Here is a 24,730-nt window from a genome sequence, read left to right as displayed (position 1 = left end):
GTGGAGCAGTGTGCGAAGTATCTACTTGTTCGTATATGGGACCTTGCGTAAAGGGGGCACAAATGCACACTATCTAGAATCGGCAACTTGCTTGAAAAGGGATTGTTATGTAGAAGGAGAACTACATGCGACTCCATATGGCTATCCAATCGCACGGTTTAAAAAGGGCCAGTTTATACGTGGTGAACTCTACAGCGTGTCTCCTAAAGTATTGGAAGCTGTAGATAAATTAGAGGGGTATAAAGAAGGTCGACTCACTGGGAATGAGTACGAACGTGTAAAAATCAACGTTATTGTAGATGGGAAAACGGTGCAGGCGTTTGGTTATATAGCGACGGATTTTTTTAACCATATTGTGGAACCGATACCAAATGGCGACTGGATGGCCTATCGCCCCAATAAGCATGTATAAAGTAAAGCAAAAGACGAAAGCCCTGTTTAGAAGGGTTTTCGTCGTGTTTATGAGCTTTTCATTCTAAATGATATGCGATGGGTGAGAGGGCAATGTGAATGAAGTTTATGTTTGATTAAATTTGTTATGGTAATGAGCAAGAGCAAGTAGTGGATAGAAATGCCGATAACTATGATAGTGGAAATAGATTCGATCAGCTAATCCTTTCCCGACTGGGTATGCGTCTGTCCAGTCTGAATTAGTATCTAAATGGGCAAGCAAATAACGAATCCCATCTCGAATGGACTTTTCAGGATAGTCCAGTACAGCAATGAGTGCATCGATCGCCCAAGCTGTTTGGGTGATGTTGCTTGCAGGGAGGGTGGTAAACCCCTTGTTTCGATCACTTAAGCATGATTCTCCCCAACCACCATCAAGATGCTGAATGCTTTTAAGCCAGCTCACCGCTTTCGTTACACAAGAATCATGTTTAGACACTCCAGCTGCGCCAAGAGCTGTTAAAGCTGCCCACGTACCATAAATGTAATTTACACCCCATTGTCCCTCCCATGAGCCGTCTTTTTGTTGATTTTTTTTAAGCCAGCGAATGCCTCTTTTAAGGACCTTTTCATCTTTTTGTATGTGGGTGAAATTTCCGAGGAACTCTATGGCTCTACCGGTTAAATCAGGGGTGCTTGGGTCAGTAAGAATGCCTTTGCTTTCTTGGATCGGGAGGAGTGCGAGCAGACGACTATTGGTGTTTTTTTCAAATGCACCCCAACCGCCGTCGCGATTTTGCATAGATGTGACCCAGAGGGTACCTCGTTTCCACGCTTCTTTTATTTCTTGATTCTTCACGGCTGGTACTGTGATCGCACGAAGTGAAGAGGTCGTATCATCCATATCCGGTTGGAACGTATTAATGGTAGAGAATCCCCAGCCACCAGGAAGTATTTCTGGATTATGAACAACCCAATCTCCGTACGTATCGTGCTGTTTCTTTACTAAGTAGCTTGATGCTTTTTGAATCATTTCGTCTGATGGCTTTACCTTGGCTTCCTGTAAGGCATAGCTAATGAGCGACGTATTCCAGATCGTTGCCGTTGTAAATTGTATATGGGGTCTCCCATTGACTGTAGTTTGAAAAGACTTTAAACCTTCAATTGCTTTTTCAATTAGTGGATCGTGTTTGGGATGACCTAAAGCAAGAAGAGCAAATACCATAAACATCGTTGATGTGAAATAACTAAAGAGTGTCCCATCTTTTTCAATTCCGTTCATCATATAGTGCTTTGCCTGACTAATGGCAAGTTGATGGATATTCGTTGGACCGGTGATTACTTTTTTAACTAAATAGTGTATGGTGCCGTGAAGTTTACGAGATGCCTCTCCGTTCACCCAATCTACAAAAGGGTCGTTTCTTGACTGGCTATACAAGTCAGAAAGATCGGGACTTCTTGATGTTGTGACTTGCAATTTATGATCGGCAGCGATCAAGAGAGGTACCATATGAGCCCGCCCATAGACAGACATACTAAATAAATTAAATGGAAAAGCAACTGGTAATAGAATGAGTTCGATAGGAACAGGAAAGAAAGAAGGCCATTTGTATTGTCCTGTTAGCAGAAGGACAAATTTTGTTAATAACGTTGCTTGTTCCATACCACCATTTGCGACAATAAAATGCTTTGCTTTTTGCAGGCGCTGATCATTTTTTGAGAGATAGCCAGAATACAAGAGTGCATAATAGCATTCAACTGTTGTCGTCAGATTCCCTTCGTGCTCATCTTTAACGAGTTTCCAAGCACCGCTTTTCTCCTGTAAGCTTAAAAGGCGCTCGGCTAATGCTTCAATAAGTGCCTCATCGTCCTTCTCCAACGTACGTAATAAAATAATCACATAAGCATCCGTAAACGTTCCCGCTTCAAATGGATACTGCCATGAGCCATCTTCATGTTGGTCTTCCCGAAGCTTTGCAACTAATGCCTCCATAGCTGCTTGAATGTTCATACAAACCCTCCCACCGAACCGTCGCTTTTACAACCTATTCAGCAGGAAAAGCTGTCATGACGATAAAAGAAAAAAGACAGCTCCTTGGCAGGTGCTGTCTTGTTCCACTCTATCAGCCTTTTGTACCCGAAATTACCACCCCTTGAATAAAATATTTTTGTGCAAAAAAGAACAGAATGAGAGGTGGTAGCACAGCCATAACGGAAGCGGCCATAAGTAGCTGCCAAGGTGTAGCCGCGTACGCAGCAGTGAAATTTGCTAACCCTAGAGACAATGGATAAAGCTCTTGTGAATTTAAATAAATGAGTGGACCCATTAAATCATTCCAGCGAAACATAAATTCAATAATGGCAGCTGTTGCCATCGCAGGCAAGGAGAGAGGAAGGATAATCTTAAAGAAGATCGTTAAGTAGCCGCCGCCATCAATGGTCACAGCTTCATCCAGTTCTTTTGGTAAGCCGAGATAAAACTGTCGTAATAAAAAGATTAAGAATGCACTCCCAGCAATGGCTGGAATGGTTAAGGGTAAATAAGAATCCACCCATCCAATCGAATTAAACAGTAAATATTGTGGGATCATCACTACTTGTTGCGGCAGCATCATCGTACTTAAAACAATAGCGAACAAGAACGTTTGCCCTCTAGCGCGAAATCGAGCAAACCCAAATGCGATCATGGCGGAAAAGAAAACGGTACCGACTACAGTGACGACGGTGTACCAAGACGTATTCCAGAGGTAGGTTGCAAACGGGTGGTTCTGGAAGACTTCCAGATAGTTGGACCAGTTCCAGGTAGTAGGAAAAAAAGAGAGTGGATTTGAAACGATCTCATCCAAACTTTTAACCGATGTAAAAAACATCCAAGCTACTGGAAACAAAAACAAAGATAGACAAGCCATTAAACCAGTATACGTAAGAATTTTCCCACCTTTAGATAGCTCGCCAGGAGAATAGTGAGTCTTATTAAATAGGTGCTTCATGTGCTTGACCTCCTTGATTATTTGTCATATTCGTAGTGGACATTTTTCCGAGATACGTAAAGAGCTAGGAATGTAAGAACAAAGATGATTAAAAATAAAATCCAAGCTTGAGCAGATGCGTACCCCATACGATTTTGGAAAAAGGCTGTTTCAAACAAATAATAAACGTAGAAGTAGCTCATCCAATCGGGTCCACCATCTGTAATCACGTACGCTTGAGTGAAAATTTGAAACGACGCAATGATGGAGATAATGACATTAAAAAGAATAATCGGTGAAATCAATGGGATCGTGATGTTTCTGAACCGTCTCCAAGCACTTGCTCCATCTATAGCTGCAGCTTCATAAAGCTCTTTTGGAAGCTGTTGCAGACTAGCGAGGAAAATAATCATCGTACTTCCGACTGCAGTCAACTGCATAAGGACAAAGGAAGGAATAACGGTATAAGGGTCCGTAAACCAGCCAGGCCCTGTCAAGCCAAAAACTTCATATAGAAAGGAATTGACGACTCCGAATTGAGGGTTTAGAATCCACATCCATAGAAAGGCGACAGACACTCCTGAAATGATGGAGGGCGCATAAAAGAAGGTTCGAAAAAAGGCCTGCCCTTTAATTTTGGCATTCAGTAACAAAGCAAGCCCGATGGCTAAAACAATGGAAAAGGGAACGGCGAGAGCAGCGTAAGCTGTCGTGACAAATAAGGAGCGATAGAACAATGGATCAGAAAAGAGATTCACAAAGTTTTGTAAGCCTACAAACGAAGCTTCACCCATGATGGCATAATCGGTAAAGCTAAAGTAAAGCGAAGCGATCATAGGACCAGCGATAAATACAGTAAAACCGATTAACCATGGTGAAATAAATAGCCAAAAGTACTTTTCTTCTCTCCTTGCCCCAATAGATGTATGTTTAAGTGGTTTTCGACTCCGATTGGGCGCTGTGTTCGTTTCCATTCGTAATCCCCTCCATCCCGTTAGTAGGTGAGTGACGTCATATTTTGTTGAAGTTCTTCTATGCCTTCATCAACGCTTTTTCGACGATCGTAGATCGCATTGATTGTCATGTTCTGGTGTTTTAAAATAGGTGCAAAGTTTGAAATCAAGTGGTTATCAGTTGGTCGCCCATATTGCAATGCGCCTTCTTCTGCAATGCGTAAATCAGCAACCGGTATGCCTGTTCTTTCCGAGATAAGCTCAAACCATAATTCTTTTAAATCAGAGTGAGCCGGACTCTCTAATGTCATCTCGACCATCCATTTCGCGGCTTGTTCTGGATCTAATAGAAACTTAAGAAATTCCCAGGCTTCTTCAGGATGCTTACTACCTTCACTCATTGCCCAAGGGTCGACATACAAGGAAATCTGGCGCTCATCGTTTGTATAAGGATAAGCGGCTAGCCCCCAGTTTAAGTCTGTATTTGCATACTGGCGTGTGCCCCAACCACCTTTCATTACCATGCCAACGCGTCCACTTAAAAACGGATCACTTAGCTGTTGTAGAGCGGCAATTTTACTTTGTGGTGGCATTACTTCATGGACGTTAATGAGATCAGAACGCTGTTGGATTGCTTCACGGTTCCGTGGATTTTCCGTAATAACAGGCTCTGTTAACAAACCGGTTTCATAATCTTCTTCTGCAAAAAAATCACCGCCAAATGCCCAAGCGTTTTTATTAGGCGAATCTTCATCTAAGACACCATAGACTCGCTGTGTAGGAGGAAGGTCATTCTGTGTAATCGCTTGTGCTGCTTCAATCATGGCTTCATAATTCCAACTTTCGTCGTTCCAATCGGTCGGAGGATAGGCCACACCTGCTTCATCAAAAAGATCCCGATTGTAATAAAGAAAGGAGCCCATTGATAATATTGGAATGCCGTAGACACCATCTTCCATTTTATAGACATCGGTTAATGTGTCATCGATACCATCTAGGACATGGGGGTCTTTTTCTAAAAAAGGCGTTAAGTCTTTAAGTGCTCCCATTGCATAGTAACTGCCAAACCCTGAGTCTGCCCAGTTCGGTGACCAGACATCTGGGACGTTGCCACCAGCTATCATCGTCTGCAATTTTTGATCAATTTCACCTTGAGGAATCGTCTGTAACTGGACGCGGATGCCAGGGTTTTCGTCTTCGAATGCTTCAATCACTCGATGTTCCCATTCAATAAGGTTCGGATCACTACGGACAAGCCAAGTGAGTACGACATCTCCTCCTCCAGACGTTTGTTCATCTGAACAACTCGCTAGCAGAGATACACTTGTCACAATAGGGATAAGTAAAGCTGCTTGAATCCTTTTCCTCATTCCAATCCCTCCACGAGAAGATATAGTAAGCGCTTACATAACTCTTCTTGATCGGTAAAGAAAGTCCTGCTTCATTTCTTGTACAATATGCATGGAAAGAAGTAGATATGCAGGGAATCACGTTGAAATGCAACGAATAAGTGTCTAGAGGTAGACGAGCATGGAGAGGGAAGGACTAGAGATCTTAACGGGAAACCCTTTTTTAGTTAAAGGCTCGGTTAGGTTTAAGCAGGTCTTGAATGAAGAAGGGATTTGGATACAAGAGTAATCGTAAGGCATGGTCTCTAAGACGTTGGCTTATTTGACCTATCCTTGATGAATATGCAAAAAACAAAGAGCGGCAAAAAACACAGGAGGAAACGTCAATGAATGGGGCTGTAGCGTTAGATCAAACGTTGGGTTTTGAATGCTTCCATTTCTTTTTCCTCTAGCGATTGCTACCGGTTTTTCTGAGAGCAGATTCACTTCAATCTCCCTTAATGCTATAAGCGTAGACTTCACTTCTACATTCCCTTGTTCAGTGGTTACAATTAACGTTCTCCCCACAGGTTGTTCACGTATCTCTCCAATTGTCATTCCCTGCTCTTTAATCGTCCATGATGCATTGGAGAGAAATGCCCGGATTTGGTTGTTCAGTCTAAATTGAAATTGAGAATTAGATGATTGGATCATTAGATTTGAAACAAATGTTGAAGAAAGGTGACGTCCGAATGTTTTCTTTAAATCGCTTTTTGTAAATCGACGAAATGTGCCAATTGTTGCTTCGTCGCTTTTTACATGAATTTCTTTTAGACTCGCTTTATAAGTAGGTATATCAAAATGAATGTTCATTCTAAGCATTCCCCCGTTCGTTTTCATTAATAATAGTTTGACAATTGCGCAAAAACTGCTCATACTTCCTTTAAAACAATCTTTGATGAGAAAAACGTATCTGATTGATGGAGGGTATGTCAACAAAAGGGAGCTGAGTAGATGAAAGCGATAGTGGATTGTCCTCGACCGAAATTTGTTAGGCAAGGCTGGGAGCTGCTGAATGGCCAATGGGCATTTGGCTTTGACGATGAAAATGTAGGTCTTAAGCAACGGTGGTTTCAAGGAGATAAACTAAATCAAACGATTGCTGTTCCTTTTACGTATGAAACAAAACAAAGTGGAATTCAAGACGAACAGTTTCATCCAGTTGTTTGGTATGAGCGCCATATAACGATTGCCAAAGAGAACCAGAAGAAACAGGTTCTTCTTCATTTCCAAGCAAGCGATTACAAAACAACCGTTTGGATAAATGGATGCTTTGCTGGAGAACATGAAGGTGGCTACACATCGTTTTCGTTTGACATGACTCCGTATCTAGTAGAAGCACAAACACAACAGATAACCGTGCGGGTAGAAGATAGCATGAGCATGGACCAACCAAGAGGGAAGCAGCGCTGGATTGGAGAAAATTTTGGCTGTTGGTATGTCCAAACAACAGGCATTTGGCAATCTGTATGGGTTGAATATGTGAGCAAGCAACACTTGAACAAAGTGGATATTCAGCCAGATTTAGATGAACAAACGGTGAGCTTTGCGTACGACCTTCGTGGCGGCGTCACTGGAGTTGAAATTGAAACGATCATTACGTTTAAAGGGTATGAAGTAAGACGGTTTTCATTGACACCCGAACGAGAAGAGACTCTCTTTAAAGTCGATTTAGCGTCAGCGATTCATGAATGGCGTGTAGCCGTCTGGTCACCAGAGCAACCAAATTTATATGAAGTGGCCTTTGTCGTTCGAAAAGATGGACAAGAGGTTGACCGAGTGCAATCTTATTTTGGTCTTCGAAAAATTTCAATTAAAAATGGACGCGTTTTGTTAAATAATCGTCCCATTTACCAAAAGCTCATTCTCGATCAAGGTTATTGGAAAGATAGTCATTTGACACCCCCTTCTTTTGAAGCCCTTGAAGAAGACATTGATGCGATTAAAGCATTAGGATTCAACGGAATTCGTAAACATCAAAAGATTGAAGATGAACGATTCTATGCTCTGTGCGACCAGAAAGGGTTGCTTGTATGGGCAGAAATGCCATCCTCTTATTCTTATTCAAGGAAAGCTGTGAAAGCGTTTACTGAAGAATGGTTGGATGTTGTCGAGCAACTCGCCCATTATCCATCTATTGTGACGTGGGTTCCGTTTAATGAGTCATGGGGTGTAGGGCAAATCTTTACGAATACTCAACAGCAAGCATTCACTGAAAGTATTTACTATGGAACAAAAGCAATCGATGCGACGAGACCGGTCATTGTCAATGATGGCTGGGAGCATACGGTATCTGACATTATTACGCTTCACGACTATGAAGAATTTGCAGATCGTTTAGTCCAGCGCTATGAAGATCAGAACGCAGTTTTAGGAAACGCGTATCCTCATAACAACGATAAGTATGCATTTGCAGAAGGCTATCAATACAAAGGGCAACCGGTCATCATCAGTGAATATGGTGGCATTGCTTTTACAACAGAAGATGGCTGGGGATATGGAAATCAAGTGAAGTCTGAAAAAGACTTTTTAGCTCGCTATGAGAGTATAACAGATGCCATTAAAGCCTTACCTTATGTAAGTGGTTATTGTTACACCCAAATTACCGATGTTCAGCAAGAAGTAAACGGGTTGCTTGATGAAAATCGAAAGCCAAAACTGAAAGTGGAAAAAATAAAAGCACTTAATGATAAAGCGTAAGGGAGAGATATGATGGTGTACGTTTGCCCCAAAATCTTGTCGTAAGGACAATAAGTTCCGTATACCTTATTATAAAGGGGTGATGCGGATGAAACGCTGGCTGCTTCTTATTGCTTCTATTGGGGGGATCGTATGTCTCTCTATCAAACTGGTTTATTACTACGAAGAGCGTTCGTTAGAAAGTCTCATTTACTATAATGAAGATGATGTAATGATTATGGCTGTAACCACAGATATAACAAAGGTTGAACAAGCAAATGGCTATGAATTTTACTTGGAAGACCGTGAACAAATGGAAAAGTTAATGGAATTTCTCTCTGCTTATCAAGTAAAGCGAGTGTCCCAAACCCATTATCAAAGGCAACTCTTATATGGAACACAACAACAAATTTTTGTTAGTCATTATTCTCATACACCATCTGTTGCTTTTATAGGAGAAGCAGGTGTTCATTTAGTGGATGACGGTACGTATCAAGTCATGAATGGTCCTATTGATATGAAATGGCTAGCTGAATTTATTGACGAGAAGAATGAGAGAAACGCAGAGTAGGTTTAACATGAATCGACAAAAGGAAAGGGAGGTTAGCAAACGTTATAAGAAAGTAGGGAGTCGATGTCGATGTTAAATGAAAAAGAGCTCTTGCTAAATCAAGGAACGATTGGGAATCACATTTTCAAAAATCGGTACATTGTGGCACCAATGACGCGTGTGTCTTCATCACAAAATGGAGAGCCGAACGAGACGGTGCGCCGTTATTACGAACGTTTTGCAAAAGGTGGATTCTCTGCCATTATTTCAGAAGGGATCTATCCAGATAGAGAACATAGTCAAGGGTACGAGTATCAACCTGGCTTAGCTAGTCATGAACAAATGGAAGCTTGGAAGCCCATCGTCGAGACGGTTCATGAAAATCGAAGTTTATTCATTGCTCAACTCATGCACGCAGGGGCTCAGTCCCAAGGGAATGCTTATACGAGTGAGACTGTGGCTCCAAGCGTATTCACGCCCCCTCGAGATAAAGTGGCCTTATATGGTGGACAAGGACCTTTCCCTGAGGCACGGCCCCTTTCAATTGAAGAGATAGAACAAATTAAAAAAGGGTTTGTCGAAGCAGCGCAACGAGCGCAAGAGGCAGGGTTTGATGGCATAGAGCTACACGGTGCTAATGGTTATTTGCTTGATCAATTTCTTTCAGAAGGAAGTAACCAACGTGAGGATGCTTACGGTGGTTCAATTGATAAACGACTGAAACTGATTGTCGAACTGATCGCAGAAGTGCGAAAAGCCGTTGGGGCTACGATGCTGCTCGGCGTAAGGATTTCACAAATGAAAGCGACGGACCCGTCTTATACATGGGAAGGTGGCGAAGCAGAGGCAGCTGCGATCTTCTCAATCTTAGGAGAGACAGACGTCGATTATATTCATTTATCTGAGAGTGACGCAAAGATTCCGGCATTCGGACAAGATTCCATGCTTATGTCAGAAGCGGCGAAACGTTATTCAAACAAACCGATTATTGCGTGTGGAAGTCTTGAAAATCCGGCTGAAGCTGCAAAACTTGTTGCCATTGAACAGTGTGATTTTATCGCATTAGGTAGACAAGCTCTTGTTCACCCTGATTTTCCGAATCGCTTTGACCAAGGAGAACCTCTGATGGAAGTGAGTCATGTAAAGAACATGTTAACCGATAATACAACGCCAGCTGCTGCTATATCGGAAGAGGAATTGAAGGTAGACTTGATTAAAAATGAAGAAGTAACAAAGTAAGAAGAAGGTTGTCATACCTTCTTCTTACGTGTGTACTCTTTGATTTAAAGACATCGTTTCAACTCGCTCATTTTGCTCTTTGACTGTGAAGCCAAACGATTCATAGAACGTTTTAGCTCGACTGCCTTTAAAAATTTTTAACGAAATCTCACGTTTTTCTTTGTATTGCTCCACAACATGCTGAAAAACAGTACGACCCACACCGTTCCCTTGAAACGACGGTTCAATATAAAAGTTCTTCAATTCAACAAGATCTTTGTGCTCAACGATGCCAATGCATCCGATTGTGCCTACCTCGTCCACATTAATTAAGTAAATGTGTTCAGGCTGGAAATTCTCTTCAAAGCGTTTAGAAACGCGTTCGTAAGGAAGCTGATGGCGATCAAAATCCGCTTTTAAAACATTCATTCTTAACTGTGCTAAATAGGCTTTATCTGAGTAGCTACTTTGACTCAACATGAACATTTTTTAAGCGGAAACCTCCTTTGCTTCCTTTCTATACACGAGCTTTAGCCATTCGTATACAACTAAATCTTTTTCTTGAAACGTTAGCCCTAACGTAGGTGCCAACTGAGAAAAGAATGGTTCATGGACTTGTTTCCAGTAGGAAAGGGTTTGATCGCCTTCGCCTTCCGCATAGGCGTGTCTCTCCGTTATTTCGTTATAAGGAAGAACATCCACTTTAATGGTTTGCATAATGGCTTGAGCAATACCATCTCCATCTAAAATAATGTTCCATTGCCCTTCGACTGGTAAAGGTTCATTTTCTTTTTCATAGGCTGCATAATAAGAGGAAGTACCTTGCTTCTTTCCTTCCAATACAAGTTTGCATAAGTCATCTGCCATCTCTTTTGTACCATCCCCAAAAGCCCACGCTGTGTAAGTAGAATGAGTGAACGTAGGGTGTTGAGATGTAAAAGCGTTCCACATTTCTTGAATAGACGGATGTTCAGTCATCGCAAAAACTCCCTTTCTAGCTGTGTTTGACCATTGTATATATGGTTTAGTTTACCATGAACGTATAGGTGATTAGAAACAGGACAGATGAAATGAAAGAGGTGCCTATTCAATGAACTGTCTTTTTTGTGAAATCAGTCAGAGCCGTCAGGATGCTAAAATCGTTTATGAAGATGAGCATTGCCTGGCGATACTTGATATATACCCGATTCGTCCAGGCCATACCCTCGTAATCCCGAAGAAACATGTGACAGATATCCATCAACTAGAGACCGACTCGTATATCCACTTAATGAAAGTCGTAAGGGAACGAAGCCGACATCTTCAAAGCACATTAAACCCGAAAAAAGTAGGTATGGCAATTGTTGGATTTGACATTGACCATCTTCACGTTCATTTAGTACCGTTGGAAGAATATCATGATCTTACCTCTCAAGCTTATTTGCACGGAGCATTGAAGCGAGAGACAGAGGAAGCATTGGCTATGATGCAAAGAAAATTAAAGTAGAAGCGCCGATTAGAACGGACGCTTCTACGTTATTGATCGAATAAATGAGTGGAGATTCCTTTTTCCTTGAGGAAATTCTCAATTTTTTGTTGTGCTTTTCCGTTCACATTGCTGGGAAGGTCGCCTACGAGCATAAAATCTTCTAGTCGAATCACTCCGCCTATTAAATTCTCAACAGCATCTTCAAAACGACCTATTTTTTCATCAAAATGATAAAGAAATTGGTTAAGCCCTGTTACATATTGTTGAATGAGCTCTACATTTTCTTCATAGCTAGCAGGTACAGTATTTTCTCCGATGTATGCTGAGAAATTTTTGTCATTGTCGTATAACAATGTAAGAGTTTCTGCTAGTAGTTTCGTTTCTTCTTCTGTAAGAAGGACGCCTGAATCGGTAGCATTCTCGAATTGATCCATCACTGCATATAAATCACCGCAAGCATTTAAATAGAATTCGATACTAGCGTTGAGTTCATCTTCTGTTAGTTCCGTGGCAACAGTGTCTGAAATGAAAATATCAGTCGGAACCACAATTTCCTCTAAATGAATTCTTTCTTCGATTTCGTTGTTAGCAAGATGAGTTTCGCTATCCTGTGAACAAGCACTAAACAATAAACCTAATCCAACAAAACAGATTGTGCAACCTTTCTTCATTTTTATGCCTCCAATGTCGTGCTCTAGACAAGTTCTTTTTCACAACGTACTTCCTTCTATAAATAAGGTGGATTCCCCTCTTTTACTAGGAAAATGGCGAATAGATAGGTAGTATCTGCATTTTTTTTTGAGAGTCAAATTTCTAACAATTTAAAACTTTCTATTGACGAATTGATCAATGTGCATTACGATTGCCTTAACGTAACCGCTTACGTTAACCGCTTACGTTAATATCTGCATGAACTTGTACGATCATAATCTAATGATGAGGTGAAGTGAAACAATGGGAAAAAAGTGGAATGGAGTTTACCCGGCAGTATTGTTACCTTTTAAAGATGATTACAGTATCGATGAGGCAGGATTTAGAAAATTAGTCAGCTGGGTTGCCAGTCATGATGGCATTTCTGGTATCGTTGTAAATGGACATACAGGAGAAATTAACTCGTTGTTGCCACATGAACGGGCAGAGGCTGTAAGAATTGCTGTTGAAGAGTTAAATGGAAAAGTTCCTGTTATTTCAGGCTTGTCTGCAGAGGGAACGTTAGAGGCTGTCGAACATGCAAAAGCAATTGAAGAGGCGGGTGGAGAAGGAATCCTTTTAATGCCCCCACATTCGTGGTTGCGTTTTGGCATGCAGCCAGAATCAACAGTTCAATTCTTCAAAGATGTAGCCGCATCTGTTGATATCTCAATTGTTGTTCATCAATACCCTAATTGGACGAAAGCAACGTACACAACGGATCAACTTTTGGAAATGGTGAATATTCCAAATGTTGAAGCTGTGAAAATTGGTACCCGCGATATTGCGCAGTACGAAGTAGATGTAAGAGCACTTAAAAAACATGCGCCAGACATTTCGATTTTAACTTGTCACGATGAATATCTACTTCCAACTCTCGTACAAGGAATCGATGGTGCACTGGTTGGGTTTGGATGTTTTGTTCCTGATCTAATTGTTTCTTTAGTCAAGGCAGTGGAGGAGCAGGACCTTATTAAGGCTCAAGCGGTATACGATGAAATCTATGAGTTAAAACAGGCTGTTTATAAAATGGGTGAACCATCCTCGACGGCACATGCTAGAATGAAAGAAGCAATGTATCAGAGAGGTTTAGTACCGAGTGCGCTTGCAAGACCACCTGTTATACCACTATCGACAAAAGAAAAAGAAGAGATTAAACAGGGGCTTGATAAGGTGAACCTCTTAGTTTAAACAAATGGAGTGTTATACCATGGGAATTCGCATTAAAGATGTTGCAAAAGCCGCAAACGTGTCAACTGCCACGGTTTCTAGAGCTATATCTGGTAAACCCGGGGTAGGGGTGGAAACAACTGAGAAAATAAAAAAAATTATTGCTGAGATGGGGTATCGGCCAAATATGAGTGCGAGGGGGTTGGCTAGCCAACAGACGCACAATATTGGTATCGTTTCTCCGAGAGAAGGAAACACGGTTCTAGGAAATCCTTTCTTTACAAGAATTTTTGAGGGGATTTCGAACGTATTGGATAAAAACCAATACAATATGATTTCGTCATTTACCTATCAGCATCAGCAATATCTAGTTGAAAATCATGTGGTAGATGGCATCTTACTTTTCGCGGTTAGAGAAGATGACTCTCTACTAGTGCAATTGCGAGAATCGCGAATTCCCACTATTATTGTTGGGAGTTATGAAGAGGAAGATTTTCCTAACGTTTGTCCAGATGACAGTGGAGGAATTGCTTCGGCGGTTCAGTATCTGGTATCGAAGCGACATAAAGAGATTGAATTAGTAAATGGTCCAAAAACCGCTTTTAAAAGTCGTCTTTGTTTAGAAGGATACGAACAGGCGATGAAAGCTCATTCGCTGGATCCCCATTCAATAATAGAGGTTCCTGAATATGATTCAGTGGCGAGCTACAATCACTTTATTCAGAGGATTAACGATGCTAGTAATCTACCAACGGCTATTGTTTGCTCTTCAGATTATCTTGCATTCGGTGTAATGAAAGCAGCGAATGAACATGGTATTCGTATTCCGGAAGATCTGTCAATCATTGGATTTGGTGATGTGCCATTCTCAAGCTTCACAAATCCGACATTAACTACAATGCACACGAACCTATTAAAGTTAGGGACGACATCTGCACAGATGCTCATATCAAAAATAAATGGAAGTAATCTCAGGAAAAAGAAACGGTTGTTCCAAATGGATTTAGTTGAACGTCAATCTGTTAAAGAGCTCAAGTAATGACATGTACTGGAGGTCAAACAAAATGAACAGACAACTCAGGGGAATTGTTGTAGCAATTTCCCTTCTTATTTTTGTAAGCGCTTGCTCAAAAGGCGAGGCTAAAACCTATATTAATGTTGGAACAGCAGCTACCGGGGGTGCCTATTATCCCATCGGAATTTCAATGGCCGACATTATATCATCTAATTCTGATAGTAGGTCATCTGCCGAGGTGACAGGTGGAGCACTAGAAAATGTAGATTTAGTTGACAAAGGAGAGTTGGAAATAGCTATAAGTCAAACTGCTTTAGTGTATGCAGGTTATCATGGAGACGCTCCTTATCAAAGGGAAAATACGAATATAAGGAGCATGTTCGGCGGATTATCTAAAGGTGTATTTCACATTGTAGTGTCAGGCAATTCTGATATTTATAGTGTGGAAGATTTAAAAGGGAAAAATATTGTATTAGGTCCAGCTGGAGGTGGGGCAACAAATGTCGTTGCAGACATTATGAGTGTCTATGGACTTCAGTTAAACGATGTTAATGGAACGTACGTGTCATACAGTGAAGGGGTGGGAATGCTAAGTGATCACACAACAGACGCTATGATTGTACAGTCTGCTATACCAGCTTCCGCTATTGTTGAACTAGCTGCGACAGTTTCTAATTTCAGGATTCTTTCTATGGAGAATGAAATGGACGAGCTTCTTGATACATTCCCTTATCTGGAAGAAATTAAAATTCCGTCGGATCTTTATGGGACAGACAATGATATTACCACTGTGAATATATCCAATATGGTTATCGTAAATGCAGAAGTAGATGAGGACACGGTATATCAAATGACGAGAGATTTCTTTTCCAATATAGAAATGATACAGGATTCTCATCCATCAGCCAGGGAATTAAGTCTTGAATCTGCAACGAATAATCTTCCCATTCCCTTGCATCCAGGAGCAGAAAAATATTTTGAGGAATCTGGATTACTAAACTGAATCCTTAAACCGAAATGTGAGAGGAGAATGAGCTGTGGCAGAGATAATCTTAAAACAACGATTTCGGCTGGGTGCAATCATACTTATTGTGAATGGGTTGTTTGCTTTATATACTGCTGGTTTTGGCATGCTTTCTGCAATGGATCAAAGGGGTATACATTGGCTTTTGATGTCTGTAAGTCTATTTCTTATGTACGAGCCAAAGAAAGAGCTTTCTAAAGTGCAACAAACCATAAGTGAAACAGTGACTTTTTTATTTATTATGATGGCGAGCATAAGTGGTGTTTATTTACTCATTGTTTGGGAGCAAAGGGTTCTGACTGTGGGAACGAATACCATCTTTGATTTGTTAATGGCAATCACAATGATAGTGGTCGTGCTGGAAGCTGCGAGAAGGTCAGCTGGGAAAGTTTTAATGCTTATTACTCTAGCATTTCTAGCGTATGCGCTATTAGGACCATATTTTCCAGAGCCGTTCGATCACAGAGGTCAGTCAATAGAAAGACTGTCAACTTTTTTGTATTTAGGGTCTGAAGGTATCTTTGGAGTTCCAATGGGAATTTCAGCTACATTTATCATCATTTTTGTTTTATTTGGATCGTTTCTTGAAAAACTTGGTGGTGGGAAATGGTTTATTGATATGTCGTTCTCATTGACGGGACGCTTTCGAGGTGGACCTGCTAAAACGGCTATTTTTGCTAGTGCTTTGATGGGGATGCTGTCTGGATCTCCAGTCGCAAATGCGGCTACAACTGGAAATTTCACCATTCCCCTCATGAAAAAAATAGGATTTAAAGGTTATCAGGCGGGAGCCATTGAAGCCGTTTCCTCAACGGGGGGGATGATTACGCCTCCAATAATGGGAGCTGCAGCTTTTATTATGGCAGACTATTTGGGGATGCCTTATCAACAAATTGCATTGGCTGCAATTATTCCAGCTGTATTATTTTACGTATCACTGCTGTTAAGAATAGACTCAATTGCGTATAAAAGAAAAATGTGGGGTTTACCAAAAGACCAGCTTCCACCAATTAAAGAAACATTGTTGAAAAGAGGGCACCTTGCGATTCCTATTTTATTTTTATTGGTCATGATTGCAATGGGAAGAAGTCCGATTAATTCTGCATTTTGGTCTATTGTCATTGGTGTACTTATCTCTTTATTAAGTAAAGAGACACGACCATCCTTCCGTGTGTTAACACATTCACTTAGAGCTGGGTCACAAAATGTCATGACTATTGCTGCTGCTTGTGCTGCTGCTGGTATTATTGTAGGTGTGATATCAATTACTGGTTTAGGGGTTACGATCTCATCTGTCTTACTTAGCTTTTCGCAAGGCAATGTAGGGATTGCTTTGATTATTGTTATGCTCATAACCATTATCTTAGGGTTTGGTATGCCTCCAACAGCAGTTTATGTCGTTTTGGTCTCTATTCTTATTCCGCCACTTGTTCAATTAGGAATACCACCTATAGTTGCACATATGTTCATTTTTTATTATTCGACTTTGGCTGCTTTGACTCCTCCTGTAGCCATTACAGCTTTTACAGCAGCCGCCTTAGCACGTGCAGATGCTAATCAAACCTCTATTGAGGCCTTTAAACTGGGGTTATTAGCCTATATCATCCCATTTATGTTTGTTTTTTCACCAGCTCTACTTCTTCAGGGATCCGCTAGCGAAATTGTAGTAAGTTCGATTACTTCTCTGATTGGAGTCTGTTGTTGGGTTGCTAGTATAGAAGGCTATTTAGTAAGAAGATGGTCTTGGTTAAACAGAGGGATTTTTCTTCTTGCGGCGATCTTGCTTATGTTTGGTGGGGTGACCTTAGGAGCGTTAGCAATAGGGTTAATTGGGCTGGCTTTTGTTATTGATAAAAAAAACGATAGGAAAGAAAACTCTATTGAAGTGTAAAAGAGCAGGCATCGGTTTTGGGACGATGCCTTTTTATTTATGATGTGCATTCATATCGAGTTGCTAGTAAAAAGGCTTACTGATAGGCAGTAAGCCTTTTATTCATTCGTATAATGCTTTATCTTCCACTTTACTTGTAATGATGGTTAACACAAGTCCAAATAGGATAATCCCTCCTGCCACAAATGTAATCATCGTAAAGCTGAACCCCATATTGAGGAAGATTGTACCAAGGCTAGCACCAAGAGCATTAGCAACATTAAAAATAGATGCAGCAATTGTTCCTGAAAGCATCGGTGCTTCTTTTGCTGCTAAAATCACTTTTGCGTTTAGTAATGGTGTCGTTCCAAACGTTCCAGCCCCGAATAAAAAGCAGCTTACAATTGCAAGCACGGGACTTTGCAGAAGGAATGTAAAGGTAAATAAAACGAGTGCGAGTGCCACTAAAGAAGCCATTAATGTTTTTGTTAATAAGCGTGGAGGCACACGACCAGATGTGAAGTTACCGATTACGGCACCGAGACCGAAAAAGAATAGTCCAAGTGTCACACCAGGAACACCAAACCCTGCAAATTCCCGTAACATCGGCTCTTTGAACGTATAAGCCGTAAAGACACCGGAGAAGCCGAAGACGATGATGGCAAGGACCCACAAGACATTTTTGTTCGCTAATGCTTGTAACTCTGATTTTAAATTAGGTGCTACAGTTTGTTTTTCATTCGGGACAAATAGAAGTAATCCAATTAAAACGAGTGCCCCTAATAATACTAAAAACCAAAACACTAAGCGCCAGTCTACTATTCCACCAATAAAGGAGCCAAAGGGAACACCGATCATAATCGCAATGGTTAAACCTCCTTGTACAATGGCGATAGCTTGTGTTCGTCTTTCAGGTAGTGACATGTTAATAGCCATCATCATGGCAAGGCCGAAAAATGGCGCATGCATAGTAGCGGACAGTAACCGTGATAGTAGCAATATCTCAAAAGTAGGCGCTGTTGCGGCGATGATATTACTAATAACAAAAAGCGCAGTCAGCCCTATAAGCAATGGTTTTGGTGGATACTTAATTGTAATGATGCGCAAGAGAGGTCCAAAGACAGCTACGCTAATCGCATATACACTTAGCAATAATCCAGTTGTGGACACAGCGACATCGAGATCACGTGCAAATTCGGTTAATAAACCAGTGACGACATATTCCGTCATCCCTATAGCAAAAGTACCTAGCATAAAAATGGTTAATACTATGCGGCGATTATTCATCAAACGTAACATAAATCTCCACTCCTCCCTCGCTGTTTTGATCTCGCAAACAAGTTCCTAAGATACAGGAAGAAAAGACGATTGTCTAGCCTTTTGATTGAAAAATTGGAGAAGCGAAAAATGAGATCGCTTTCGAGTTAGAATTTGGGAAATCATTTGCACAGGAATAGAGGAAGTAAGCAGTTCATATATACAGAAGAAAGGCTTAGTTTCAAGAAATAGGAGGCTATATATGGTAAAAAAAAGAATCGCATGGATCGCTCCGATTTTGCTCGTGAGCGGCTGTACGAACGTTTTTTCTGGGGAGGAAGAGGCGATGAAGTGGTCACAAGATACACCGTTCGTAGAAGATACGGAAAGCCGAATTTACTATGAAATTTTTGTGCGAGCGTTTGCAGACGGAGATGGAGATGGTATCGGTGATTTAAAAGGAGCGACGAGTAAGCTTGATTATTTGCACGATCTTGGTGTTACTGGTATTTGGCTCATGCCCATTAACCCATCGCCGAGTTATCATGGGTATGACGTGACGGATTATACAGATGTTCATCCTGATTATGGAACGATAGAAGACATGAAAACGTTCGTAAAGGAAGCACATAATCGTGGAATCGACGTTATTATTGATTTCGTTATGAATCACAGCTCGTCTGAACACCCATGGTTTCAACAGGCGTTAGCAGGGGATGAAACGTACCGTGATTATTACGTTTGGAGTGACGACTCAACAAATCTTAATCAAGTGGGGGATTGGCAACAACCTGTGTGGCATGGAGAGGGCGAACCAAAGTATGAAGGCGTTTTTTGGCACGGTATGCCTGACATGAATTTCGCTAATTCGCAGGTAATGGCTGAATTTAAAGAAGCAAGCCAATTTTGGTTAGAGGAAATTGGTATTGATGGTTTTCGATTAGACGCAGCCAAATACTTGTATAGCGCTTATCAATTGGATGATCATCATGAAGAAAATGTTGCGTTGTGGAAGGATTTTAATGCTCACGTGAAAGGGATTAAACCTCATTCCATGCTTGTTGGTGAAGTGTGGGACAGTGCATCCGTGGTAGGGCAGTACTTACAGGGAATTGATAGTGGATTTAACTTTGACTTGTCTAGTCGTATTCTCTCCTCTGTCCAGCAGGAGAGGGATACAGGGATTGCGTCTGGCTTGGAGAAAGTGCGGAACCATTTTTCATCTGTAGCAGAAGGGTATGTGGATAGTACCTTTTTAACGAATCATGATATAGACCGAGTGATGAGTCAACTTAACGGAAACGAAGACCACGCGAAAATGGCCGCTTCTCTCTTACTCACACTACCAGGAAACCCCTATCTTTATTATGGAGAAGAAGTGGGGCTTGAGGGGATGAAGCCAGATGAGCATATCCGAGAACCGATGATATGGACGAAAGAAGAAAGTCCTGAAGAGACGACATGGATTGAGCGTCGCTATAGTACGAATCGAGAAAAAGTAGCAGTAGAAGCTCAACTAGAAAATGAAGATTCCTTGCTTCATCACTATAGAGAGATGATTGCGGTACGGCGAAGTCATCCTATTTTAATGGATGGTGAGGTGACGGTCTCTGAAGTGAAAAAAGAAGGACTTGTTGCGTTTGAGCGTGTATTAGACGAGGAGAGCGTTCTTGTCTTGCATAACATGACAGGAGCCCGCGTGGACGTTCAACTGCCAGAACAATGGGTGGATCTATATTACCGTAACGGAGATAGTGAACAGAATGGGCAAAGCGTTCAGATGGCACCGTATTCAACCGTCGTGTATAGTCATTAAAAACCATCCAGCTACATAGCTGGATGGTTTTTTTAATGGTGGAGTTTCTTTTTTAATTGATCGACGTGTTCGCGTTGTTCATCAATGATACGATGAACGAGCTGCAAACTCTCTTCGTCCAAGCCTTGTCGGGCAATTTTTTCGGACATCCGGATACCGTACAAATTCTCTCCCTTAATAGCGTGTTTAAGAATATCTTCCTCACCATGGGGTCGATCAAACAGTTCACTTAGCCAGCGTTGAATGGTTCCAATGGCGCCTTCACTTTTTACAGGTACACCATCAAGGGCTTCAATACGTGTGGCGAGTAAGGAAGCGTGTTTTTCCAAGTCATGATGAATGGCAGTCATCGTGTCGTATAAGGGTGATCCTGCTGAAAGGTGCTCTAAAAAGTGCTCGTATGAGTGAATCCCCATATACTGCCCTTCTAACAACTGATTCAATGTTTTCACTTCGTGTGCATCCATGTGCATTGTGCGTTAGCCCCTTCTACCATCATTTTTGTTAGTAGTATGGAATTTACATGAAGTCTATGCACTCTCCTTTATTTATTTGCTCCTGCTTTGAGACCTTCCACCATAAACCGTTGAAATGTCATAAAGAGAATCGTAATGGGTACAGCAACAAGAACGGCGCCGGCAGCAAAAAGAGTAAATTCCGTATTTCCTCGTCCTGTAACCATTTCAAACAAGCCAATGGCAAGGGTTTTATTTTCATTTGAACGCAAGACTAGTCGGGCAAAGATGAAATCCATCCACGGCCCAATAAAGTTTGAAACTGCGACAAAGACAAGGATCGGTACAGAGAGAGGCATAAGTACTCGTGCAAAGATCGTAGTGTTGCCTGCTCCATCAATTTTTGCGGCTTCTTCAAGGCTTTTTGGTAAAGTATCAAAATACCCTTTTACGAGCCAAGCATTAAAAGGTATAGATCCACCTGCGTACACAAGAATCAGCCCCCAGTGATTATCCAGCAAATTCAGTTGCAACAACAAAATATAAATCGCAATCATTCCCATGAACCCTGGGAACATTTGTAAGACGAGCATAGTCATTAAACCTTGCTTACGACCGGGAAAACGAAAACGACTAAATGCATAAGCTGCGGTGACAACAAGAAAGGTAGATAAAACCATATTCCAAAAAGCAATCTTCAATGTGTTTTTATACCAAAGTAGGTAATTGGTTTCTTGGAATAAATGACTATAGTGGGAGAGTGTAAGACGAATGGAACGAAAGGATTCCATAACAGTGTGAAAGTTAAACTCGCGCATGCCTTCCCAAAAGAGGGACCAGTTCATCCCTGGTATTACTTGAGCGGTAAAAAGGGAGCTTCCAGGATTAAACGAACCCATGACAATCCATATCACTGGATAAATAGTGAATAAGGCAACGAACGTTAAGAGGAGATGCTTAAAAAACGTGCTGAAACGATTTTTTTGTTTGCGGTTCATAGCATCGTGTCCTCCTCTTTGAATGCCCGGGTTCGTCTGAAATTCCAAATCGATACGGCGGCAAGTACGAAAAAGATTAAGATCGAGATAACAGAAGCAATGGCGAATTGACTTTGTTCTAATGTCAGTTTGTAAATCCATGAGATGAGAATATCGGTCGAACCGGCGTAAGAATAATCGATATTAACAGGTCCGCCTTGAGTAAGAAGATAAATCAAATTAAAGTTATTAAAATTTCCTGCAAAATTCATAATGAGCAGTGGTGCTGTGGAAAACATAACAATTGGGAGCGTAATGCCTAAGAATCGTTGACGACCGCTTGCGCCATCTACTTCAGCAGCTTGATATAATTCACGATCAATGCTTGTCATGACGCCACTCATTAATACCATCCAAAACGGAAAACCAAACCAAATATTTACGAGAACGAGGGTAAACTTAGCCCAGTTTGGATCACTAAGCCAAGGGACGGCAGCAAGACCTAAAAATTCAACGTATTGATTAATCGGGCCAAACTCTCCATTAAATAAATTTCGCATAATTAAAATGGAGACAAATGAAGGAATCGCCCAAGGCAAAATGTAAATGCTACGCCAAAATTTACGAAACCGAATGCCTTTTGAATTCAACAGTACGGCGAAAAATAAACCAACAAAAAAAGTCGTTACAGTTGCTAACACTGCCCAGATGATTGTCCAAGAGAATACACCAAGAAATGTACGATTCCACGTTTTCATGTTGAATAAATCGATAAATGTCTGGAAGCCAACCCAATCGACTAAGGAGGCTGGGGGAATATGATTTGGTGCTGAATAGTTGGTAAAAGCAATGGCGATTCCAAAAATAAGCGGAAGAATAGTGAGAAAGGCTGTAAATAAGACAGAAGGCATTAATAGAAAATAGGGGAATCCCTTATCAGCTAATACGGTCCATGTCTGTTTAAACGTGTTAGCTTTTTTTCCTTGATCTCGTTGAAATCCGACTCGACGTGCATCACGTATGGCTAGCACATACATCCAAAGAAAGAGCAAGCCGCAAATAAGAAAAATAATCCCTTCAATTAATAGAAAGATCGAGTGATCTCCTTGAACAATGGTAAAGCCAACCCTTGTTTGTGTGGTTTCTCCTAATGTATATAAGCCCCACATCGCATTTCGAAAAGGTAATGTCCAAAACAAAAGCAAATAAATTTCTAGAGCGATAAAAAGCCCGCCTTTTACAAATTGACGGTGATACAGTTGACCGAACCCCATAAAGATAATCGACAATAGCGTCCCACGGTTCTTATGACTACGCACGGTTCTCACTCCTTTCTAGCTTAAATGGCAAGCCAACTTCTTGAAAGGAAGCTGGCTAAAGAAGCTTTACGGACTTAATGTCGCAATCGCATCTTCAATTTGTTCACGTGCAGCTTTTAACGCTTTTTCAGGATCTGTACCATCATTCCAGATAGACGTATAGGCTACTTGCATAGGACCCCAGACAGAAATCATTTCTGGCATATTTGGCATAGGAACAGCTTGCAATGCTTGCTCTAAGAATGCAGTTGAAATCTCATCCTGCTGGATAAGTTCATTTTCGACAAGCGCTTTTACTGGAGGAAGTTGACCAGTCATTTCATAACGCTTCAACAACATCTCTTCACTTGATGCAAATTGTGCTAGTAACGTAGCTGCCTTCGGATACTCGCTATAAGAGTTAACGTAATAGGCTTTAATACCAGAAAACGATTGTGGTGCTTCTCCATTTTCGAGTAATGGAAGAGGAGCCACCCCGAAATTCACCCCTGCGCTTTCGTGATTGCGGACATCCCAAGGACCTGAAATGCGATAAGCAAGATTGCCCTCGTTAAAAAAGGAAGAAATGACATCACCTGTAATATCTTCAATAGCCAACGGCAATAGCTCGTCATGTATAGACGCTAAGAAATGCCCTGATTGGATGGCTCCTTCATTATCAATGCCAAGGTCTTTAGCATTTGTGTTCTGGTCACCAAAAACATATCCGCCGTACCCCGCCATAAATGCATGGGTATAGTAAAAGTTTGCAGGCTCCATCATAAAGCCAAACCTGCGCTCATTATTTGTTGACTCTTCTTGGAACGCTTTGGCTGTAGTGAACAATTCTTCCCAAGTGCTCGGTGGTTCTTCAACAATGTCTTTATTGTAATAAAGTGCATACGTTTCGATGGCGAGAGGAAAACCATACATTGTTAATTGCCCATCTTGATCAAGATAGGAGGTTCCGTTTACGGATGCATCCATAAAAGTCTCTTTGTAATCGCTTGCATAATAATTGTCATAAACAAGCCCTGCCGATACCATTTTTCCCAGGTGATCGTGAGCGGCATTAAAGACATCAGCACCAAGACCAGCAGGTCCATCGGTTTCCAGTTTAGTCGGTGCATCCGTATGCCCTACTTCTTGTAACTCGACTGGAACACCATACGTTTCTTCAAATGCTTCGGCTACAAATGCCGCCCACTCCGCCTCTTCGTCTCCATTGTCCCAGAGAACGAGATGCGCGCCTTCTTCAGGTGATAGACTTTCTTCTGTCGGTGGCTCTTTTGGTTCATTTGCCGTTTCCTCAGGCTCTTTTTCATTCCCTGATGTACAGCCAACTAAAAAGCTCGTTAACAGCGCCCCGGAAATAAGTGTACCGATTGTTTTTTTAAACGCCATTTTTTGACTCCCCCTTACGTGTAATGAAAAGCATCTTTCATTAGTAAAGGTGTATGTGAGAATTAAGCTGTTTATGTTGGGTAACATCAGTCATATCAACGCTTAGGAGGACTGTTGATCTAGAAATAAAAGACGTTAC

23 protein-coding genes are annotated in these 24,730 nt (G+C 41.3%); 10 read left to right on the top strand and 13 right to left on the bottom strand.

The genetic code is table 11. The features are described from left to right. The first annotated feature begins 10 nt into the window (after positions 1-10). Positions 11-412 (top strand): gamma-glutamylcyclotransferase family protein, encoded by a 402-nt coding sequence (locus FPV17_RS19985; protein WP_035393773.1) that lies wholly within the window; start codon positions 11-13, stop codon positions 410-412. 105 nt (positions 413-517) lie between these two features. Here FPV17_RS19985 and shc read toward each other — a convergent pair whose 3' ends face one another. The 5 genes from shc to FPV17_RS19960 all read right to left on the bottom strand — a co-directional run bounded on the left by shc (position 518) and on the right by FPV17_RS19960 (position 6,513). Next, on the bottom strand, positions 518-2,401 hold the full coding sequence (gene shc, locus FPV17_RS19980; protein ID WP_144560214.1) for a squalene--hopene cyclase: 1,884 nt from the start codon (positions 2,399-2,401) through the stop codon (positions 518-520). Between the two features lie 112 nt (positions 2,402-2,513). Continuing rightward, the gene (locus FPV17_RS19975) at positions 2,514-3,380 is read right to left on the bottom strand and encodes a carbohydrate ABC transporter permease (RefSeq protein WP_144560213.1); all 867 of its coding nucleotides are present in this window, start codon (positions 3,378-3,380) and stop codon (positions 2,514-2,516) included. Between the two features lie 17 nt (positions 3,381-3,397). Next, on the bottom strand, positions 3,398-4,333 hold the full coding sequence (locus FPV17_RS19970) for a carbohydrate ABC transporter permease (protein ID WP_052007637.1): 936 nt from the start codon (positions 4,331-4,333) through the stop codon (positions 3,398-3,400). A 20-nt stretch (positions 4,334-4,353) separates the two neighbouring features. Then, positions 4,354-5,682 (bottom strand): ABC transporter substrate-binding protein, encoded by a 1,329-nt coding sequence (locus tag FPV17_RS19965; protein WP_144560212.1) that lies wholly within the window; start codon positions 5,680-5,682, stop codon positions 4,354-4,356. A 306-nt stretch (positions 5,683-5,988) separates the two neighbouring features. Beyond that, on the bottom strand, positions 5,989-6,513 hold the full coding sequence (locus tag FPV17_RS19960; RefSeq protein ID WP_144560211.1) for a tubby C-terminal domain-like protein: 525 nt from the start codon (positions 6,511-6,513) through the stop codon (positions 5,989-5,991). Between the two features lie 141 nt (positions 6,514-6,654). Between FPV17_RS19960 and FPV17_RS19955 the strand changes: the two genes are divergently transcribed. From FPV17_RS19955 to FPV17_RS19945, 3 genes are all read left to right on the top strand, one after another. Next, a complete protein-coding gene (locus FPV17_RS19955; RefSeq protein WP_144560210.1) occupies positions 6,655-8,400 on the top strand; it encodes a glycoside hydrolase family 2 protein in 1,746 nt (581 codons plus the stop codon). 88 nt (positions 8,401-8,488) lie between these two features. Beyond that, positions 8,489-8,950 (top strand): hypothetical protein, encoded by a 462-nt coding sequence (locus FPV17_RS19950; protein ID WP_035393768.1) that lies wholly within the window; start codon positions 8,489-8,491, stop codon positions 8,948-8,950. A 69-nt stretch (positions 8,951-9,019) separates the two neighbouring features. After that, a complete protein-coding gene (locus tag FPV17_RS19945; RefSeq protein ID WP_144560209.1) occupies positions 9,020-10,168 on the top strand; it encodes an oxidoreductase in 1,149 nt (382 codons plus the stop codon). A gap of 24 nt (positions 10,169-10,192) precedes the next feature. Here FPV17_RS19945 and FPV17_RS19940 read toward each other — a convergent pair whose 3' ends face one another. Further along, the gene (locus tag FPV17_RS19940; protein WP_144560208.1) at positions 10,193-10,633 is read right to left on the bottom strand and encodes a GNAT family N-acetyltransferase; all 441 of its coding nucleotides are present in this window, start codon (positions 10,631-10,633) and stop codon (positions 10,193-10,195) included. Positions 10,634-10,636: 3 nt separating this feature from the next. Further along, positions 10,637-11,125: an ASCH domain-containing protein gene (locus FPV17_RS19935; protein WP_035393762.1), complete on the bottom strand. Its 489-nt coding sequence runs from the start codon at positions 11,123-11,125 to the stop codon at positions 10,637-10,639. A gap of 112 nt (positions 11,126-11,237) precedes the next feature. Here FPV17_RS19935 and FPV17_RS19930 point away from each other — a divergent pair, with 112 nt between their 5' ends. Further along, entirely contained in the window at positions 11,238-11,633 is a 396-nt protein-coding gene (locus FPV17_RS19930) for an HIT family protein (RefSeq protein WP_052007631.1), read from the top strand. A 29-nt stretch (positions 11,634-11,662) separates the two neighbouring features. Here FPV17_RS19930 and FPV17_RS19925 read toward each other — a convergent pair whose 3' ends face one another. Further along, positions 11,663-12,286 (bottom strand): NDxxF motif lipoprotein, encoded by a 624-nt coding sequence (locus FPV17_RS19925; RefSeq protein ID WP_144560207.1) that lies wholly within the window; start codon positions 12,284-12,286, stop codon positions 11,663-11,665. Positions 12,287-12,569: 283 nt separating this feature from the next. On the opposite strand from FPV17_RS19925, the gene FPV17_RS19920 reads away from it, so the two are divergent. From FPV17_RS19920 to FPV17_RS19905, 4 genes are read left to right on the top strand one after another with little or no spacing between them, the layout of a single operon-like run. Further along, the gene (locus FPV17_RS19920) at positions 12,570-13,496 is read left to right on the top strand and encodes a dihydrodipicolinate synthase family protein (RefSeq protein WP_144560206.1); all 927 of its coding nucleotides are present in this window, start codon (positions 12,570-12,572) and stop codon (positions 13,494-13,496) included. 19 nt (positions 13,497-13,515) lie between these two features. After that, positions 13,516-14,514 (top strand): LacI family DNA-binding transcriptional regulator, encoded by a 999-nt coding sequence (locus FPV17_RS19915; RefSeq protein ID WP_186370675.1) that lies wholly within the window; start codon positions 13,516-13,518, stop codon positions 14,512-14,514. A gap of 25 nt (positions 14,515-14,539) precedes the next feature. Then, positions 14,540-15,493 carry a TAXI family TRAP transporter solute-binding subunit gene (locus FPV17_RS19910; RefSeq protein WP_186370674.1) on the top strand — a complete coding sequence of 318 codons (954 nt, stop codon included), beginning with the start codon at positions 14,540-14,542 and terminating at the stop codon, positions 15,491-15,493. 34 nt (positions 15,494-15,527) lie between these two features. Next, positions 15,528-17,405, top strand: a complete 1,878-nt coding sequence (locus FPV17_RS19905; protein WP_144560203.1) for a TRAP transporter permease — start codon at positions 15,528-15,530, stop codon at positions 17,403-17,405. A gap of 102 nt (positions 17,406-17,507) precedes the next feature. Here FPV17_RS19905 and FPV17_RS19900 read toward each other — a convergent pair whose 3' ends face one another. Beyond that, positions 17,508-18,671, bottom strand: coding sequence for an MFS transporter (locus FPV17_RS19900; RefSeq protein ID WP_060704640.1), 1,164 nt, complete (start codon positions 18,669-18,671; stop codon positions 17,508-17,510). A gap of 232 nt (positions 18,672-18,903) precedes the next feature. On the opposite strand from FPV17_RS19900, the gene FPV17_RS19895 reads away from it, so the two are divergent. Continuing rightward, on the top strand, positions 18,904-20,457 hold the full coding sequence (locus FPV17_RS19895; protein ID WP_144560202.1) for an alpha-amylase family glycosyl hydrolase: 1,554 nt from the start codon (positions 18,904-18,906) through the stop codon (positions 20,455-20,457). Between the two features lie 32 nt (positions 20,458-20,489). On the opposite strand, the gene FPV17_RS19890 is transcribed toward FPV17_RS19895, so the two are convergent. From FPV17_RS19890 to FPV17_RS19875, 4 genes are all read right to left on the bottom strand, one after another. Next, positions 20,490-20,930, bottom strand: a complete 441-nt coding sequence (locus FPV17_RS19890) for a ferritin-like domain-containing protein (RefSeq protein ID WP_246117078.1) — start codon at positions 20,928-20,930, stop codon at positions 20,490-20,492. A gap of 71 nt (positions 20,931-21,001) precedes the next feature. Further along, the gene (locus tag FPV17_RS19885; RefSeq protein ID WP_144560201.1) at positions 21,002-21,910 is read right to left on the bottom strand and encodes a sugar ABC transporter permease; all 909 of its coding nucleotides are present in this window, start codon (positions 21,908-21,910) and stop codon (positions 21,002-21,004) included. Further along, positions 21,907-23,208 carry a carbohydrate ABC transporter permease gene (locus tag FPV17_RS19880; protein ID WP_035393750.1) on the bottom strand — a complete coding sequence of 434 codons (1,302 nt, stop codon included), beginning with the start codon at positions 23,206-23,208 and terminating at the stop codon, positions 21,907-21,909. The genes FPV17_RS19885 and FPV17_RS19880 overlap by 4 nt, the downstream gene beginning before the upstream one ends. A gap of 66 nt (positions 23,209-23,274) precedes the next feature. After that, a complete protein-coding gene (locus tag FPV17_RS19875) occupies positions 23,275-24,591 on the bottom strand; it encodes a sugar ABC transporter substrate-binding protein (RefSeq protein WP_186370673.1) in 1,317 nt (438 codons plus the stop codon). Positions 24,592-24,730 lie beyond the last annotated feature (139 nt).

Origin of the sequence: Shouchella miscanthi (genome assembly GCF_007725405.1) — a bacterium.
GTDB lineage: Bacteria > Bacillota > Bacilli > Bacillales > Bacillaceae_D > Shouchella > Shouchella hunanensis.
Note: the sequence above shows the minus strand (reverse complement) of the source record. Positions and strands in the feature narration are given on the sequence as shown.

Coding starts and splice junctions, on each gene's coding strand:
- shc (WP_144560214.1), bottom strand. CDS start 2,401: ATGAACATTCAAGCAGCTATGGAGGCATTAGTTGCAAAGCTTCGGGAA.
- FPV17_RS19975 (WP_144560213.1), bottom strand. CDS start 3,380: ATGAAGCACCTATTTAATAAGACTCACTATTCTCCTGGCGAGCTATCT.
- FPV17_RS19970 (WP_052007637.1), bottom strand. CDS start 4,333: ATGGAAACGAACACAGCGCCCAATCGGAGTCGAAAACCACTTAAACAT.
- FPV17_RS19965 (WP_144560212.1), bottom strand. CDS start 5,682: ATGAGGAAAAGGATTCAAGCAGCTTTACTTATCCCTATTGTGACAAGT.
- FPV17_RS19960 (WP_144560211.1), bottom strand. CDS start 6,513: ATGAACATTCATTTTGATATACCTACTTATAAAGCGAGTCTAAAAGAA.
- FPV17_RS19955 (WP_144560210.1), top strand. CDS start 6,655: ATGAAAGCGATAGTGGATTGTCCTCGACCGAAATTTGTTAGGCAAGGC.
- FPV17_RS19950 (WP_035393768.1), top strand. CDS start 8,489: ATGAAACGCTGGCTGCTTCTTATTGCTTCTATTGGGGGGATCGTATGT.
- FPV17_RS19945 (WP_144560209.1), top strand. CDS start 9,020: ATGTTAAATGAAAAAGAGCTCTTGCTAAATCAAGGAACGATTGGGAAT.
- FPV17_RS19940 (WP_144560208.1), bottom strand. CDS start 10,633: ATGTTCATGTTGAGTCAAAGTAGCTACTCAGATAAAGCCTATTTAGCA.
- FPV17_RS19935 (WP_035393762.1), bottom strand. CDS start 11,125: ATGACTGAACATCCGTCTATTCAAGAAATGTGGAACGCTTTTACATCT.
- FPV17_RS19930 (WP_052007631.1), top strand. CDS start 11,238: ATGAACTGTCTTTTTTGTGAAATCAGTCAGAGCCGTCAGGATGCTAAA.
- FPV17_RS19925 (WP_144560207.1), bottom strand. CDS start 12,286: ATGAAGAAAGGTTGCACAATCTGTTTTGTTGGATTAGGTTTATTGTTT.
- FPV17_RS19920 (WP_144560206.1), top strand. CDS start 12,570: ATGGGAAAAAAGTGGAATGGAGTTTACCCGGCAGTATTGTTACCTTTT.
- FPV17_RS19915 (WP_186370675.1), top strand. CDS start 13,516: ATGGGAATTCGCATTAAAGATGTTGCAAAAGCCGCAAACGTGTCAACT.
- FPV17_RS19910 (WP_186370674.1), top strand. CDS start 14,540: ATGAACAGACAACTCAGGGGAATTGTTGTAGCAATTTCCCTTCTTATT.
- FPV17_RS19900 (WP_060704640.1), bottom strand. CDS start 18,671: ATGAATAATCGCCGCATAGTATTAACCATTTTTATGCTAGGTACTTTT.
- FPV17_RS19895 (WP_144560202.1), top strand. CDS start 18,904: ATGGTAAAAAAAAGAATCGCATGGATCGCTCCGATTTTGCTCGTGAGC.
- FPV17_RS19890 (WP_246117078.1), bottom strand. CDS start 20,930: ATGCACATGGATGCACACGAAGTGAAAACATTGAATCAGTTGTTAGAA.
- FPV17_RS19885 (WP_144560201.1), bottom strand. CDS start 21,910: ATGAACCGCAAACAAAAAAATCGTTTCAGCACGTTTTTTAAGCATCTC.
- FPV17_RS19875 (WP_186370673.1), bottom strand. CDS start 24,591: ATGGCGTTTAAAAAAACAATCGGTACACTTATTTCCGGGGCGCTGTTA.